The organism is Polaromonas sp., from assembly GCF_013817205.1.
GTDB lineage: Bacteria > Pseudomonadota > Gammaproteobacteria > Burkholderiales > Burkholderiaceae_C > Polaromonas.
Map to the genome: position 1 here is coordinate 1 of NZ_JACDDD010000046.1, position 15,507 is coordinate 15,507.

A 15,507-nucleotide genomic window follows, 5' to 3' on the forward strand; every position below is an offset into this window, starting at 1 on the left:
AAAATCGATCCGTTCTTGCGTACACTTTGGCATTGGCAGTCCCCGGTTGCAATTGACATCGAACACCAATGACAACGCGCTTCGGCACGGGGCTGCCGACTCCTGCTAATGAAATATCCGGGCTAGCCGGGTGTACGCCGATACACCGCCAGCGAGCCCGCCAGGCCCAGCAGGGCACCGCCGCAGAGCCTGTCCAGCCAGCGTGTGGCGCTGCCCTTGAGCAGGCGCAGCGCACGCGCGCCAATCACCGCATAAGCCAGCATCACCACAAAATCCAGCGCGCCGAACACCAGCGCGATCATGATGTATTGCGGCGTTTGCGCGGCGGCGGGGTCGATGAACTGCGGCAGCAGGGCCGAGCAGAAGAGGTAACCCTTGGGGTTGGTCGCCGCTACCAGGAAGGACTTCATGAAGATGTCCCGGCCGTTGCGCGGTTCAGCCTCCAGCTCGCCGGCCGGCAGCTCAAAACCACCTTTGGATCGCAACATGCGCACACCCAGCCAGGCCAGGTAAGCGGCGCCCACCCACTTGAGCACGCTGAACCAGAACTCCGAAGCCGCCAGCAGCGCACCCAGGCCCAGCGCAACCGCACCGACCAGCACAAAGTCCGACGCCACCGCGCCCAGCATGCCGGGCACCGAGCGGCGCACCCCGTAACGCGATCCGTTGATCAGCGCCAGCAGCACAGTGGGGCCGGGGGTGGCAATCACCGCCAGTGCGACGGCGGCAAACAGCAGCAGGGTGGTAGCAGTCACGCTGCGGCTCCACAACCGGCCGGTTTGAAAACACGCTCACTGGACGCCGGATACTTGGCCAGCTTGTCAGCGGAACGGCGCGGCCGCGCCAGCAACTCGCCTCCGCAGTTGGGACAGATGTCCTGCAGCCTGCTGCCGGCGCAGTCGCTGCAGAAGGTGCATTCAAAGGTGCAGATGCGGGCGTCCGCCGAGTCGGCGGGCAAATCGCGGTTGCAACATTCACAGTTGGGGCGGAGTTGGAGCATGGCAAATCCGATGCAGTTTGTAGGGTTGAAAGTGCTTGAATTTCGCGGCCTGACGCCACATGTTACCGTTTCCAGACTGTCTTTCGAGGCGGCTCGCCCACCCACCACAAGGCCCTTGCCATGACCACTCCCGCCCCCTCCACCCTCAAAATCGATTTTGTTTCCGACGTGTCCTGCCCCTGGTGCGTCATCGGCCTGAAGTCACTTGAAGACGCGCTGGGGCGGGTCGGCGACGGTGTGAAAGCCGAACTCCATTTCCAGCCCTTCGAGCTCAACCCGAAGATGGCGCCCGAAGGCCAGGACATTGGTGAACACCTGGCCGAGAAATACGGCTCCACCCCCGAGCAATCCCAGAAGAACCGCGAAATGATCCGCGCGCGTGGCGCCGACGTGGGCTTTACCTTCAGCATGGACAAGCGCAGCCGCATCTACAACACCTTCGACGCGCACCGCCTGCTGCACTGGGCCGGGGAAGAAGGGCAGGGCATACAACTGGCGCTTAAAGAGGCGCTGTTCAAGGCCTACTTCACAGATGGGCAAAGCCCCGGATCACACGAGGTGCTGGCGCGTGTGGCCGGCGATGTCGGATTGGACATTGCACGCGCCAAAGCGATCCTGGCCTCGGACGAATACGCCGACGCCGTGCGTGAGCGCGAGAATTTTTACCTGCAGCAGGGCATCCACGCGGTGCCGGCTGTCATCATCAACGACAAACACCTGATTTCCGGCGGCCAACCGGCCGAGGTCTTCGAGCAGGCCTTGCGCCAGATTGCAGCGGCCGGCTGAGTCGGTGTACTGCTGCGGCCATCAGGGGCAAACCTTTTTTATCTTATTTCACCAAGGACCGCGATGACGAACACACCTGCCCCGACGCTTTACGACTGGTTGGGTGGCATCGAGGCCCTTAGCCGTCTGACCGTGCGGTTTTATGAACGTGTCCATCGCAACGCCGTTCTGGCGCCCGTGTTTGCACACATGGGGAGCGAGCATCCTCAGCACGTCGCCGCATTTGTGGCGGAAGTGCTTGGTGGACCGCCTGTCTACTCGGCCACTCACGGCGGTCACCCACACATGATTCAGCAGCACCTGAACCGGCACCTCAACCAGGAGCAGCGGCGCGAATGGGTTGCCTTGCTGCTCGATACGGCGGATCAGATGAACATGCCTGACGACCCGGAGTTCCGCTCGGCACTCGTTGCTTATCTTGAATGGGGGTCCCGATTGGCAGTCATCAACTCGCAAACCGGTGCCGCGGTCGATCAAGACGCGCCCATGCCCAAGTGGGGTTGGGGCGAGGTCAAGGGTCCGTACCAGTCCTGATGCCGACAGCCTCAAGCGCTTTGCGGGCCGGCATCACCAGCGCCAGGCCTGTGAGCCTCGACGCCGTGTGGCCGGTTCTGCTATGACTTCAAGGTCGCCGTCAGCGTGATGGAACCCACGCTGCCCAGCGCCTTCGACAGCGGGCAACCGCGTTTGGCCGCTTCGGCAATCTGCTGGAACTGACCGGCGTCAATGCCTGGAACCTTCGCGTCCAGCGTCAGCGCAATCCGGTCGATCAGAAAGCCTTCGCCATCAGGAATCAGGCTGACTTTGGCCGTGGTGTCCAACTGCTCGGTGGCAAAGCCTGCCTTGTCGCAGGCAAAAGAAAACGCCATGGTGAAGCAAGCCGCGTGCGCGGCGCCCAGCAGTTCTTCGGGGTTGGTGCCTTTGCGGTCGTCTTCAAAGCGGCTGCCGAAGCCGTAGGGGTAGTCTTTCAGCGCATCGGTTTCGGTGCTGATCTGGCCCTGGCCTTGTTTGCCCTGGCCTTCCCAGTGAACGCTGGCGGATTTTTCGGTCATGGTGTGTCCTTTGGATGATTTGATGGAGGGCGTGTTACGGCAAACGTGACCACCCGTTCACGCTGCTGGGCCACGGACGCGCAGGACGTGAGACATCATCGCCAACGGGCGTTGGCGTTTTCCTACGCACGCTTGTATCTGAGTAGCCACGTCTGCACGTGGGTGCAAGTGATTCTTCGCACGGGACTGGACGGTCCCGACGCTGCGCGAAGTCACTTCAGTTGCAAACTGGCATCCGTATTGAAAGGCCTGGCCTCAAGCCTTGCCCACTCCGGTAAATCCATTGCGCTCTTGCCAAGCTCGGTCAAAAGCTCAATTTCATCCATCCTGCGTTCAGGCGTTAGCTTCAGGCAGTCCAAAGCAATTTCTGCCTTCAGCGCAACTAAGGGGGGTCTGCCGGGAGCTTGCATCTGCGGATTTGGCACCCGGTGCGCGGATGCGTCTGTGCAGTAACCCACACATCCGTCATGCTGCATGGCGTACCGGTCGTAGTCGCGAGCCGCATCCTTTCGCGGGGTGCCGATTCCGGTCATGGTTCTCCGACGGTCCTGCTCATCACCGACGACGCGGAGGGCGCCTGGCTACAGGTTCTTGACCAGCACCTGACTCTTGCGGTTGATGTTGTACTTGCGCTTGCGCGCTTCGGGCAGCCATTCCGGGTCAACCTGCGCAAAGCCGCGCTTGATGAACCAGTGCATGGTGCGCGTGGTCAGCACAAAAATGGATTTCAGGCCCATGCCGCGGGCGCGCTGCTCGATGCGCTTCAAGATACGTTCGCCGTCGCCTTGGCTCTGGCTGTGCGGTGACACCGTCAGCGCCGCCATCTCGGCGGTTTTGGCTTCCGGGTAGGGGTACAGCGCGGCGCAGCCGAAGATCACGCCGTCGTGTTCGATCACGGTGTAGTGGTCGGCGTCGCGTTCGATCTCGGTGCGGTCGCGCTTGACCAGGGTGCCGTCTTTCTCAAACGGCTCGATCAGTTGCAGGATACCGCCCACGTCGTCGGCGGTGGCCTCGCGCAGGCTTTCGAGCTTTTCGTCGATGACCATCGTGCCTATGCCGTCGTGCACATAAATCTCCAGCAGCAGTGAGCCGTCCACCACAAACGGCAGGATGTGGCTGCGCTCCACGCCGGACTTGCAGGCCTTGACGCAGTGTTGCAGATAAAACGCGGTGTCAGTCGGCTGGGTCGGGTTGGGTAGGCTCGCCAGCAGTTTCTCGGCGGCGGCCAGCGGCAGCTCGGTGTCTATGGGGTTGTCCTCACCCTCGGGCTGGTCCGGGCTGGTGCGTATCCCGGGGATTTCAGTCAGGAAGATCAGCTTGTCGGCCTGCAGCTCAATGGCCACGCTGGTGGCGACTTCTTCCATGGTCAGGTTGAAGGCTTCGCCGGTCGGTGAAAAGCCGAAAGGCGACAGCAGCACCATGGCGCCAAAGTCCAGCGTGCGTTTGATGCCGGCAGTATCAACCTTGCGCACCATGCCTGAGTGTTTGAAGTCCACGCCGTCCACGATGCCGACTGGCCGGGCCGTGATGAAATTGCCAGAAATCACGCGCACGGTAGAACCGGCCATGGGCGTGTTAGGCAGGCCCTGGCTGAAGGCGGCCTCAATCTCATAACGCAGCTGGCCGGCTGCTTCCTGCGCGCAGTCCAGCGCGACCGAGTCGGTGATGCGCATGCCGTGGGAGTATTTGGCCTCATGGCCCTTGGCTGCCAGTTGTTCATTGACCTGTGGCCTGAAGCCATGCACCAGCACAATCTTCACGCCCATGCTCTGGATCAGCGCCAGGTCCTGGGCCAGGTGCGGCAGCTTGCCTGCGGCAATGGCTTCACCGGCGATGCCGACCACAAAGGTTTTGCCGCGGTGCAGGTGGATATAGGGCGCCACCGAGCGGAACCATGGGACAAAGGTGAAATTAAAGACCGCAGACATGAGCGCGCTTTCGGGTTGCAGGAGGGCCGGGGGGCAATGGCAGGAGTGTAAGGGAGGCGCGGGTTCTCATTGACGCAGGGGCCCACCTGCGGCGCCACCTTCGCCAGATAATGGGCCATCCATGGACAAACTGGCCTACGGCTTCTGGGGATGGTACTTCGGTACGACGGCGTTGATGCTGGCCGGCGCCGGGATCGCGTTCACCCGGTCGCTGCACCGCATATCGCTGAATGCGGCGCTGTCTGCGTCGGCGTCGGCGTTTTTTGTCGTCGCTTTTCTGGGGGGGCTGCCGATTGTGGACGAGGGCACGCTGCTGCGCTTCCTTGCGCATGTGGCCATCGGGGTTTCCAGTGTTATGGCCTACCTGCTGTTTGCCATCGTGGGTGCGCTCAACAGGCGCAGGGCGCGTCGGGGTACGCAGCTGGCACTGGCGCTGCTGGGCGCAGTGGGCGTGATTCTGGGTTGGCAGCTGGCGCCGCTGCAGGCGTTGGCCTTGGGGGTCGGGATCGCCGGATGGATGGGTCTTGCAGCGCTGGTCGTGGCTCTGCGCAGCGTCCGGCGCGGTGACCGGCTGGCATGGCGTGCAGTGTTTGGCGTGATCTTCATGCTGGTGGCGATACTGGGCCTGGGCTGGATCGCCCTGGCGCGCGGGCAGGTGCCCTGGCAGTTGCACGCGGTCAGCGCCCTGTCGGGCACGGCATACCTGGTTGTGATGGCGTCGGCGCTGTGGGTGCGTTATTCCTACCTTATTGAGCTCAGGCAGATCATGGCGCATGGCCCGAGTTACGACCCGGTGACACGCATGCGCACGCATACGGAGACGGGCCACATGCTGGGCGATGTTTTCAAGCGCCAGCACGACCAGCCGACGGTGCTGGGCGTCCTGGTGGCGAGCATAGGAAACCTGTATGCCCTCGAAAAGCTCCATGGCAAGGGAGCTGTCAATCATGCGCTGTTTGTTTGTGCCGGCCGCTTGCGGCGTGCCGTTCCGCGCGATGTGGAGCTGGGCCGTTTTGGCGAAGACGGTTTTGTGCTGCTGATGCGCGACTGCCGCGACAGCGGTCGGCTGATCAGGCTGGCGCACCGGGTGGCCGCGCGCCTGGGTAAATCGGTGGTGCTCAACACCAGTCCGGACGAAACGAGGCGCGAAAGCGAGCAAACCCGCTGGCGGGCTGAGATTGGTGTCGGCGTGGTGATGATTGCCGGATTGCGGGGCACCGTCGCCAGCACACTGGCAACGGGGCGGGCCATGTCGCGTACCGCGCTGAGCTACAGCAGCCGCGTGGCTTGGCACGACCAGAGCAGCGGAGAAGCCGTCGAGCTGCCGGTGCCCGAAAGCGCCTGACAGTCAGCCCGAACCCCTGCGCCAGCCGGGGTGGTGGCCAGCACCGATAATTGGGGGCTAATTTGCAGAAGCCTCATCTTGTCACTGACCCCGCCTGTTCCCCTGAAGATCGATTTTCCAGAGTCCCTGCCGGTTTCCGGCAAACGCGAGGAAATCACCGCCGCCATGCTCGCGCACCAGGTCGTCATCGTTTGCGGCGAAACCGGCTCGGGCAAAACCACGCAGCTGCCCAAAATTGCGCTGGCCATGGGCCGGGGCAAGCTCAACTACCCGGCAGGGCAAGGCAGGCTGATCGGCCACACCCAGCCGCGCCGGATCGCTGCCTCCAGCGTGGCCAAACGCATTGCCGAAGAACTGAAAACACCTTTGGGCGACGTGGTTGGCTACAAGGTGCGCTTCCAGGACCGGCTGAGCCGCGACGCCTCGGTCAAGCTGATGACCGACGGCATCTTGCTGGCCGAGACGCAGACCGATCCACTGCTGAAAGCCTATGACACCATCATCATCGACGAGGCGCACGAACGCAGCCTGAACATCGACTTTCTGCTCGGATACCTGCGCCAGTTGCTGCCGCGCCGGCCGGACCTGAAAGTGGTGATCACCTCGGCGACGATTGATGCGCAGCGTTTTGCCGACTACTTTGCGTCGAGCGCGCCGCCGCCGGGCCGCCCCAAGGCCGGCGCAGCCCCCTCAGGGGGCAGCGACGACGCGCAGCGCGGAGCGTGGGGGCCTGTCACGCCAGCGCCCGTGATCATGGTCTCTGGGCGCATGTTTCCGGTGGAGCAGCGCTACCGGCCGTTCGAAGAATCACGCGATTACGACCTCAACGACGCGATTGCCGATGGTGTGGACGAACTCTGGCGCAACCCACACAGCGCCGGAGACATCCTGATTTTTCTTCCGGGCGAGCGCGAAATCCGTGAGGCTACTGACCATTTGCGCAAACACCTGGCGCACCAGCCGCTGTTTCGCAACGCCGAGGTGTTACCGCTGTTTGCGCGCCTGTCGCAGGCCGAACAGGATCGCATCTTCGACGGCCACACCGGCCGACGCATTGTGCTTGCCACCAATGTGGCGGAGACCTCGCTGACGGTGCCGGGCATCCGGTATGTGATCGATGCCGGCACGGCGCGGGTCAAGCGGTACAGCTTTCGCAACAAGGTCGAGCAGTTGATGGTGGAGCCGGTGTCGCAGGCGGCGGCCAACCAGCGCGCCGGCCGCTGCGGCCGCGTCGCCGACGGCATCTGCATACGCCTGTACGACGAGCCAGATTTTCTAGGCCGGCCGCGTTTTACCGATCCGGAGATTCTGCGCAGCTCGCTGGCGGCGGTGATTTTGCGCATGAAAGCGCTGCACCTGGGCACCATCGAGAGTTTTGCGTTTATCGAGCCGCCCCAGGGAAGGGCGATTGCTGACGGCTACCAACTGCTGGCCGAACTCGGCGCGGTGGATGACGACAACGAACTCACAGCGGTGGGCCGCAACCTGGCCCGCTTGCCGCTGGACCCGCGCGTGGGCCGCATGATTCTGGAAGCCCGGGACCGGCAGGCGCTTGACGAGGTGCTGGTGATTGCCAGTGCGCTCAGCGTGCAGGACGTGCGCGACCGGCCCATGGACAAGCAGGCGCAGGCCGACCAGCAACACGCCAAGTTCGACGACGAAAAAAGCGAGTTCACGGGCTACCTCAAGCTGTGGAAGTGGCTGGGCGATGTGCGCGGCGGCCACGGCACCGACCACAAGCTGTCGAACCGCCAGTACGAAAACCTGCTGCGCGAGAACTACGTCAACATCCGCCGTGTGCGCGAGTGGCGTGACATTCACTCCCAGCTGCACAGTGTGGTCGGTGAGCAGAAATGGGTTCTGAACACGAAACCTGCGAGCTACGAGCAGCTGCATTTGTCGATGCTGTGCGGCCTGCTCGGCAACATCGGCATCAAGAACGAAGAAGAGGACTGGTACCTGGGCGCGCGCGGCATCAAGTTTTACCGCCACCCCGGTGCGCGCCTGAGCAAAAAGCCGGGCCGCTGGATTGTGGCGGCCGAGCTGGTGGAGACCACGCGGCTGTTCGGCCGAGGCATCGCCAATATCGAGCCGCAGTGGGTCGAGCAGGTGGCCGGTCATTTGCTGAAAAAGCAGTTGCTCGACCCGCATTGGGAGAAAAAGGCCGCGCAAGTCACCGCGCTGGAACGCGCCACCTTGTACGGCCTGGTGATCTACAACGGCCGTCGCGTCAATTTCGGCCGGGTTGACCCGGTGACGGCACGCGAGATTTTCATCCGCGAAGCGCTGGTCGCCGGCAACTGGGACACCAAGCTGCCGTTTCTTCAAGCCAACCTCAAACTCATCAAGCAGGTGCAGGATCTGGAGCACAAGGCCCGCCGGCAGGACGTGCTGGTTGATGAAGAGCTGATTTACGCCTTTTACGACCAACAACTCCCGGCAGACATCTGTACCGGCGCGGGCTGTGAGCACTGGTACAAGGACGAGGTCAAAAAGCAGCCGCAGTTGCTGCTGCTCACACGCGAAGAATTGATGCGCCACGAAGCGGCCGGCATTACCACGCAGTCCTTCCCCAAAACCCTGCGTCTCGGCGGTGTCGATTGCCTGGCGACCTACCTGCATGAGCCGGGCGACGCCAAAGACGGTGTGACCGTCGATGTGCCGCTGTTCGCGTTGAACCAGGTCAATGAAGAGCGCTGCGAGTGGCTGGTGCCCGGCATGCTCAAAGACAAAATCCAGGCGCTGATCAAGACCCTGCACCAGCGACCGCGTTCGCGCCTGGTGCCGCTGCCGGAGACCGCGGCACGCATGGCGGCAGAACTGTTGCTGCCTGAAAATTTTGGCGCCGGCTCGTTGACGGACGCCGTGCTCAAACTGGTTCGCGACGCGACCTCGCTGGACATCAAGCGCAATGACATGAAGCTGGAGATGCTGCCGCCGCATTTGTTCATGAACTTTCGCGTGGTCGATGAGCATGGCCGTCAGCTCGGCACGGGCCGCAACCTGGGCGCGCTCAAAGGGGAACTCGGTTCGCAGGCGCGGGGGGCCTTTCAGGCGCTGGCCGGGCTGAAAACACGCCCGGCCCCTGATGCTGTCCAGGATTCGCAGTCAAATCGGCCTTCAGCCCCCGTCGGACGGGCGCAAGCAGCTCCTGAAACAATAGCAAGCCAGAAGCCGCAACCAGCCCGCACACCCGAGCGTTACACCGGCTGGAGCTTTGGCGAGTTGCCTGAATTGATGGAAATCAGCAAAGGCAAGCAGACGTTGATCGGTTTTCCGGCGCTGATCGACCTCGGTGATGCCGTCACCATCGAGGTTTTCGATGAGCCCGATGTCGCCGCAGGCAAACACCGCGCCGGTTTGCGCCGGCTGTTCTCGCTGCAGATAAAAGACGCGCTGAAGTACCTCGAGAAAAACCTGCCGGACCTGCAGAAGATGGCCACGGCCTACATGCTGGTCGGGCGCGCCGCCGACAACTCGGGCGGAGGCACGCTGGAAGAGCTCCGTGAGCAGATCATCGAGGTGGCGCTGGACCGTGCGTTTCTGCAGGAGCCGCTGCCGACCCATGAGGCCGATTTCAAGAAGCGTATCGACGACGGACGCGGGCGCCTGACCCTGATCGCCAGCGAGGTGGCCCGACTGGCGGCGACCATCCTGACAGAATTTGCCGCAGCCCAGCGCAAAATCAAGGACACCAAAAACGCCGCCGAGGCCGCCGCAGATTCGGCCCAGCAATTGCAGCGCCTAGTGCCCAAACGCTTTCTGACGGTCACGCCCTGGGCGCAGTTGCAGCACTTCCCGCGTTACCTCAAGGCCATCACCCTGCGGCTGGAGAAGTGGCGCGCCGACCCGGCCCGCGACGCAGCCCGCCTGGCCGAGCTGCGCCCGCAGGAGCAGCGTTACTGGCGCCTGGTGGCTGAGCGCAAGGGCGCGACCGATGCGCGGCTGCAGGAGCTGCGCTGGCTCATCGAAGAGTTGCGCGTCAGTTTTTTTGCGCAGGAGCTGCGCACTCCACAGCCGGTGAGCATCAATCGGCTGGAAAAGACCTGGTTGCAGCTGGGTCACTGAGCTGTCAGCCGGCGGGCACGGGGCGTAAAAAAACCCGGTCTGTAACGACCGGGTTTCTTTTGACTGGTGCGGGGATGGGTTAAAGCTTGCCCATCAGCAGCAGCACGATGAGGATGATCACAATCAGGCCCAGACCGCCGCTGGGACCGTAACCCCAGCTCTTGCTGTGGCCCCAGGTGGGCAGTGCGCCCACCAGGATCAGGATAAGGACGATGAGCAGGATGAGGGAAATTGACATGTGAAACTCCTTGTTATGTGTGTAGTGATTGTTCACCCGAGTCTGCTTGCGCACAGCAGGAAGGTGCGCTGCTGCACCGTCAGGGAGTTCCTACAGTTGACGAAGGAAAGCGGCTTGCGAAAAGCAGCGTGAAGTTTGTGGCGGCGCCTTACTGCCGAGATTCAAAATCATGATCAAATCTACCTGTAGCCCTTGTCCCTCTTGAGTAAGCAGCTATCAATTCAATAGCAAACTACAACTTCGCCAACCGCTCCAGCGCCAGATTCAAAGTCTCATCCTTCTTCGCAAAACAAAAGCGCACCACCCGCTGGTCCAAGCCGTCGCCGTAAAACGCTGACAACGGAATCGCGGCAACGCCGATCTCGGCGGTCAGCCATTTGCAGAAGTCGGTCTCGCTGAGTTTGCTCACCTCGGAAATGTCCACACACTGAAAGTAGCTGCCTTCGCTGGGCAGCAGCTTGAAGCGGGTGTTGGCCAGACCGGCGCGAAACAGGTCCCGCTTGCGCTGGTAAAACGCCGGCAGTTCCAGGTAGGGGCGGGCATCAAGCATGTAGGCGGCCAGTCCGTGCTGCACCGGCGTATTGACGGTGAAGACGTTGAACTGGTGCACCTTGCGGAACTCGGACGTCAATGCCGCGGGTGCGGCCACGTAGCCCACCTTCCAGCCGGTCACGTGGTAAGTTTTGCCGAAACTGCTGACGATGAAGGCGCGTGCCGCCAGGCCAGGAAAACGCGCCGCGCTTTCGTGCATGCGGCCCATGTCGGCGTCGAACACCATGTGTTCGTACACCTCATCGCTGATCAGCAGCACGTCTGTAGGCGCCAGGATTTCCTGCAGGCGCAGCATGTCCTCGCGTGTCCAGACAGTGGCACTGGGGTTGTGCGGCGAGTTGATGATGATGGCGCGGGTTTTGCCGTTGATCGCGGCGGAAATCTTATCGAAGTCAGGCCGGAAACTGCCGGGCACCAAAGGCACACGCACCGCGACGCCCCCGGCCAGCTCGATGTTGGGCACATAACTGTCGTAGCAGGGCTCAAGAACGATGACTTCGTCGCCGGGGTGCACCACTGCGAGGATCGTGGTGATGATGGCCTGGGTCGCGCCAGCGGTAATGGTGATTTCGCTGGCAGCGTCGTAGCTGCGGCCGTGCAGTTGCTGCAGCTTGGTGGCCACCGCTTCGCGCAGCACCGGCACGCCGGCCATGGGCGGGTATTGGTTCAGGCCGCGTGTCATGGCATCGGTGACAGCGCCCACCAGCTTGGGGTCACATTCAAAATCCGGGAAGCCCTGACCCAGGTTGACCGCGCCTTTTTCGGCGGCCAGGGTGGACATCACGGTGAAAATGGTGGTTCCGACGGCGGGCAGTTTGGTCTGGAGGGCCGGTGTGCGTTCTTGAACGGTGGTCATGGTGGTCGGACGTCAGGAGGGTTCAGAGTTCGAAGTCGCCATGGCGGCTGCTCATGGCGCGGGTGATCTGGGCGCGGTCCAGCTTGTCGCTGAGCAACTCGGCGAACTTGTAGACAAAATTGCGCAGGTAGGCGCTGCGCTTGAAGGCCACACGAGCTACGTTCACGCCGAACAGCTCGCCGGCGGGCCGGGCCAGCAGGTCGCTGTTGGTGCCGTCGTCCCGGATAGCCATTTCCGCCACGATGCCTATGCCCAGGCCCAGACGCACATAAGTCTTGATGACGTCAGAGTCGATGGCCTCCAGCGCAATGCGGGGATGCAGCCGTTTCGCCGCAAAGGCCTGGTCGATCTTGGTGCGGCCGGTGAAGGACGGGTGGTAGGTGATCAACGGCTGCGCGGCCAGGTCGTCCAGGGTGATGTGTTCCTGCCTGGCCAGCGGGTGGTCCAGCGGCATCACGAGCATGTGCTGCCACTCGTAGCAGGGCAGGGTGACGAGGTCTTCGTACTGGGCCAGCGATTCGGTGGCGATGCCGATTTCGGCGACATCGTCGATCAGCATGCGCGCGACCTGGTCGGGTGAGCCCTGATGCAGGCTGACGTTGACCTTCGGAAAGGCTTCGCGCAGCTTCGCCACCGGCACCGGCAGTACATAACGCGCCTGGGTGTGGGTGGTGGCGATTGACAGCGTGCCGCTGTCCTGCGCCGAAAACTGTTCGCCGATGCGGCGCAGGTTGCCGACCTCACGCAAGATCACCTCGATGCTTTTAAGCACGTGTTCGCCGGGCTCGGTCACGCGTTTGAGTCGCTTGCCGTGGCGCGCAAAAATCTCGACGCCCAACTCTTCTTCCAGCTCGATGATGGCCTTGGACACCCCGGGCTGGGAGGTGTGGAGCACGCGCGCGGTTTCGGTGAGGTTGAGGTTGCGGCGGGCGGCCTCCTGAACAAAGCGAAATTGGTGAAGATTCATATGCTATTTTGGCTAATTATTTGAATTTATTATGCCTGTTTGTGGCTAAAGGCCGACTCAGCAACAGAAAAATCAGGAAAGCGCGATCTCCGCCATGAGCGATGTCAGGCGGGGGTCTTCCCCCACCGCCGCCATCAACTCGACCGGGACACCGGGATGGGCTGCACGCAATTGCGCGACCAGTTGCGGCAGATCTTCCCTGGCGTGTTTGCCGACACCCAAAAAAAGCGGTAAAACCCTTAACTGGCGGGCACCAGCCGCTATCAAATCCGTAGCACACTGCGCCAGGTTTGGGGTGCTCAGCTCAAGGTAGGCACAGCCGACCAAAGCATCGGCACCGCGGGCACGGGTGGCTGCGGCCACCGCCTCTATGGGCAGGTGCCACAGCGGGTCACGCGAGCCGTGGGCGAACAAGATGATGCCGCGCCTGTCCATCAGCGCCTCAGTACCAGCCAGCCGAAAGCACCCAGTGAAATCGCCATGTACAGCAGGCCCGGGGCCGCTGCTGCCAGCCACGGTTGCCAGCTCTGCAGATTGCCGATGTAGCCGAAGACGTTGTTGAGGAGGAAGAAGCTGATGCCGATCATCACACCGCCGAAGACGTAACCGGCAATGCCGCCGCTGCGAAAGTGCAGGTAGGCAAAGGGCAGGGCCAGCACGACCATCACCAGGCAACTGAGTGGATAAAACACCTTTTTCCAGAACTCGATCTCGTAACGCTGGGCGGTCTGACCATTGGCGCTCAAGTGGCGGATGTAGGTGAACAGGGCAATGGTGCTCATGCGCTCGGGCTTGAGCACGGCGACAGAAACCATTTCCGCGCTGATCTCGGTCGGCCAGCGGAAGTGCTCGATCTTGCTCACGGTGATCTTTGCCGATTCCCGGCCCGCGTCGGTGGCCGTGGCCTGGGCGGCTTTCACCGCGAACTCTGTTCGCGTCACGTTCTCGAGCTGCCAGGAGGCATCGGCCGAAAATTTGGCCAGTGGCGACTGGGTGATGGACGACAACAGGCCCTTGTTGTCGAACTCGAACACGCGCACAGCCTGCATCTCATTCTTCGATGACAGTGCGCCAACATTAACCACATAGCTGTTGTAGGGTTGCTTTTCCTTGAGCCACGCGCCGGTTTGCCCGATGGTGATGCGGCCCTGGTAACGCGCCTTGAGCAGCTGGGCGCTGCGGTCAGCGGCGGGAGCCAAGTAGTCGCCGATGGCAAAACATACAACCGTGAAAAAAGCCCCCAAGGCCAGCAGCAAGCGCAGCGCACGCCAGGGCTCCAGACCGCTGGTGCGCAGGATGGTGTATTCAGAGCTTTGTGCCAGCCTGGCCATCACGAAGATGGTGCCGATCAGCACCGAAATCGGCACCAGCTCGTACAGATGGCTGGGGATGAGCAGCGCGACATACAGCAGGGCATGCCGGATCTGATAGGCGTTTTCATCGGAACTGACCACCCCAGCGGCGTTTTTTCCGAGGTATTGCAGCTCGTCAACCAGGTCGAAAAAGAAAAACAGCGCGAGGAAACCGGCGGCGACAAAGGCAATCGAGCTCAGCGTCTCGCCATAAATCAGGCGGCGTATGGTTTTCATGCGCCCGCCTTTGCTTCACGGTCAGCCTGCCGCTTGCGCTGCCGGCTGACCGCACCCATGAAGGTCCAGTTCAGATGGCGTTTGGACAGCCACGCCAGCGCGAGCAGCAGGGCGCCGCCATGCAGGGCCAGCAGGAAAGGTCCGAAGTTGGCGACGCCCACCGCGATCCAGCTCTGGCCAAGATTGAGCAGGTTGTGATAGACCACAAAGGTGAACAGCACGAAGATCAGGTTGCCGCTGCGTCCGGCGCGCGGGTTGACGCTGGCCAGCGCCAGTGCAATCACGACAAAGTTGATGGCAGCCAGTGCCATGCCCAGACGCCACGCCAACTCCCCCTGGTTACCCCGGGTGGGCGTTTTCATCAGTTCTCGCGTGGATTTGGACTTTTCAGGAATATTGGCGCCGTTGATCAGCGGACTGTCACCAGCCTTGCTGCCGTATTCCTCGAATTCAGTGATTTTCAGCGCCGATTTACCGATCTCGCTTTCCAGACGCTGGCCGTTGTTGAGCAGCAGCAGTTGGGAGTCGCCGACAGTGGCGATGCGCCCCGAGCTTGCTGTGGTGACCGAATTTTTGCCTTTTTCTGTGGAGGCAATAAAAACGTTGTTGCTGGTTTTTCCCTGCGAGGTCTCACGGTCAATGAAAAACACCCGGTTGCCGCTGGAGGACTCCTGGAACTGGCCGGGCGAGACGCGCTCAAGGTCGCCGCGCTGTTGGTAGCGGTCTTTCATGTCCTGGGCCTGCTGGTTGGACCAGGGCCAGACAAAGACCGACATCAAGGTAATGACCAGCAACACCGGCCAGGCAAAACGGAACATGGGCACCAGGAAAAAGCCCAAGCCGCGCCCGCTGACAAACCAGACCACCATTTCGCTGTCGCGATACATACGCGACAGGGTGCTTACCATCGCAACAAAGAGAGACAGGGTCAGAATGATGGGCAGCCGGCCCAGCGCGGAATAGCCCATGACCATCATCACGTCCTGCGGATTGACACTGCCGCGTGAGGCCTGGCCGAGGGTACGGATCAGGATGATGGTGATCACAATGGTCAGCAAAACCACAAGGGTCGCCCCGAAACTGCGGGCCAACTCTTTGCGGATCGAAGATTGGAATAACATTGCCT

The 15,507-nt window shown here is 62.0% G+C and carries 15 protein-coding genes; 4 read left to right on the forward strand and 11 right to left on the reverse strand.

Annotation, left to right across the window (positions count from 1 at the left end):
- Positions 1 to 122 precede the first annotated feature (122 nt).
- Together H0W47_RS11605 and H0W47_RS11610 are read right to left on the reverse strand one after the other, a co-directional pair.
- Positions 123 to 755, reverse strand: a complete 633-nt coding sequence (locus tag H0W47_RS11605; RefSeq protein WP_296924460.1) for a LysE family translocator — start codon at positions 753 to 755, stop codon at positions 123 to 125.
- The gene (locus H0W47_RS11610; RefSeq protein ID WP_296924463.1) at positions 752 to 1,000 is read right to left on the reverse strand and encodes a DUF1272 domain-containing protein; all 249 of its coding nucleotides are present in this window, start codon (positions 998 to 1,000) and stop codon (positions 752 to 754) included. Before H0W47_RS11610 ends, H0W47_RS11605 begins: the two co-directional genes overlap by 4 nt.
- A 120-nt stretch (positions 1,001 to 1,120) precedes the next feature.
- On the opposite strand from H0W47_RS11610, the gene H0W47_RS11615 reads away from it, so the two are divergent.
- Both H0W47_RS11615 and H0W47_RS11620 read left to right on the forward strand, forming a co-directional pair.
- Positions 1,121 to 1,786: a DsbA family oxidoreductase gene (locus tag H0W47_RS11615; RefSeq protein ID WP_296924465.1), complete on the forward strand. Its 666-nt coding sequence runs from the start codon at positions 1,121 to 1,123 to the stop codon at positions 1,784 to 1,786.
- A 63-nt stretch (positions 1,787 to 1,849) separates the two neighbouring features.
- Positions 1,850 to 2,320, forward strand: coding sequence for a group II truncated hemoglobin (locus tag H0W47_RS11620; protein WP_296924467.1), 471 nt, complete (start codon positions 1,850 to 1,852; stop codon positions 2,318 to 2,320).
- A gap of 80 nt (positions 2,321 to 2,400) precedes the next feature.
- On the opposite strand, the gene H0W47_RS11625 is transcribed toward H0W47_RS11620, so the two are convergent.
- The 3 genes from H0W47_RS11625 to argA form a co-directional block, all read right to left on the reverse strand.
- Positions 2,401 to 2,838, reverse strand: a complete 438-nt coding sequence (locus tag H0W47_RS11625) for an OsmC family protein (RefSeq protein ID WP_296924470.1) — start codon at positions 2,836 to 2,838, stop codon at positions 2,401 to 2,403.
- 212 nt (positions 2,839 to 3,050) lie between these two features.
- Positions 3,051 to 3,371 (reverse strand): hypothetical protein, encoded by a 321-nt coding sequence (locus tag H0W47_RS11630; RefSeq protein WP_296924472.1) that lies wholly within the window; start codon positions 3,369 to 3,371, stop codon positions 3,051 to 3,053.
- 48 nt (positions 3,372 to 3,419) lie between these two features.
- Positions 3,420 to 4,766 (reverse strand): amino-acid N-acetyltransferase, encoded by a 1,347-nt coding sequence (gene argA / locus H0W47_RS11635; RefSeq protein ID WP_296924474.1) that lies wholly within the window; start codon positions 4,764 to 4,766, stop codon positions 3,420 to 3,422.
- Between the two features lie 121 nt (positions 4,767 to 4,887).
- Between argA and H0W47_RS11640 the strand changes: the two genes are divergently transcribed.
- Positions 4,888 to 6,111 carry a GGDEF domain-containing protein gene (locus H0W47_RS11640; RefSeq protein WP_296924476.1) on the forward strand — a complete coding sequence of 408 codons (1,224 nt, stop codon included), beginning with the start codon at positions 4,888 to 4,890 and terminating at the stop codon, positions 6,109 to 6,111.
- Between the two features lie 75 nt (positions 6,112 to 6,186).
- Complete coding sequence (gene hrpA, locus H0W47_RS11645) at positions 6,187 to 10,179, forward strand: ATP-dependent RNA helicase HrpA (RefSeq protein ID WP_296924513.1); 3,993 nt, start codon at positions 6,187 to 6,189, stop codon at positions 10,177 to 10,179.
- A 79-nt stretch (positions 10,180 to 10,258) separates the two neighbouring features.
- On the opposite strand, the gene H0W47_RS11650 is transcribed toward hrpA, so the two are convergent.
- The 6 genes from H0W47_RS11650 to lptF form a co-directional block, all read right to left on the reverse strand.
- Entirely contained in the window at positions 10,259 to 10,417 is a 159-nt protein-coding gene (locus tag H0W47_RS11650; RefSeq protein ID WP_296924478.1) for a DUF3309 family protein, read from the reverse strand.
- Between the two features lie 232 nt (positions 10,418 to 10,649).
- Positions 10,650 to 11,825 carry a pyridoxal phosphate-dependent aminotransferase gene (locus H0W47_RS11655; protein WP_296924480.1) on the reverse strand — a complete coding sequence of 392 codons (1,176 nt, stop codon included), beginning with the start codon at positions 11,823 to 11,825 and terminating at the stop codon, positions 10,650 to 10,652.
- 22 nt (positions 11,826 to 11,847) lie between these two features.
- The gene (locus H0W47_RS11660; protein WP_296924482.1) at positions 11,848 to 12,792 is read right to left on the reverse strand and encodes a CysB family HTH-type transcriptional regulator; all 945 of its coding nucleotides are present in this window, start codon (positions 12,790 to 12,792) and stop codon (positions 11,848 to 11,850) included.
- Positions 12,793 to 12,864: 72 nt separating this feature from the next.
- The gene (locus tag H0W47_RS11665) at positions 12,865 to 13,227 is read right to left on the reverse strand and encodes a CbiX/SirB N-terminal domain-containing protein (RefSeq protein WP_296924484.1); all 363 of its coding nucleotides are present in this window, start codon (positions 13,225 to 13,227) and stop codon (positions 12,865 to 12,867) included.
- Entirely contained in the window at positions 13,227 to 14,381 is a 1,155-nt protein-coding gene (lptG, locus tag H0W47_RS11670; RefSeq protein WP_296924486.1) for an LPS export ABC transporter permease LptG, read from the reverse strand. Before lptG ends, H0W47_RS11665 begins: the two co-directional genes overlap by 1 nt.
- Positions 14,378 to 15,502 (reverse strand): LPS export ABC transporter permease LptF, encoded by a 1,125-nt coding sequence (lptF, locus tag H0W47_RS11675; protein WP_296924488.1) that lies wholly within the window; start codon positions 15,500 to 15,502, stop codon positions 14,378 to 14,380. Before lptF ends, lptG begins: the two co-directional genes overlap by 4 nt.
- Positions 15,503 to 15,507: the final 5 nt, after the last annotated feature.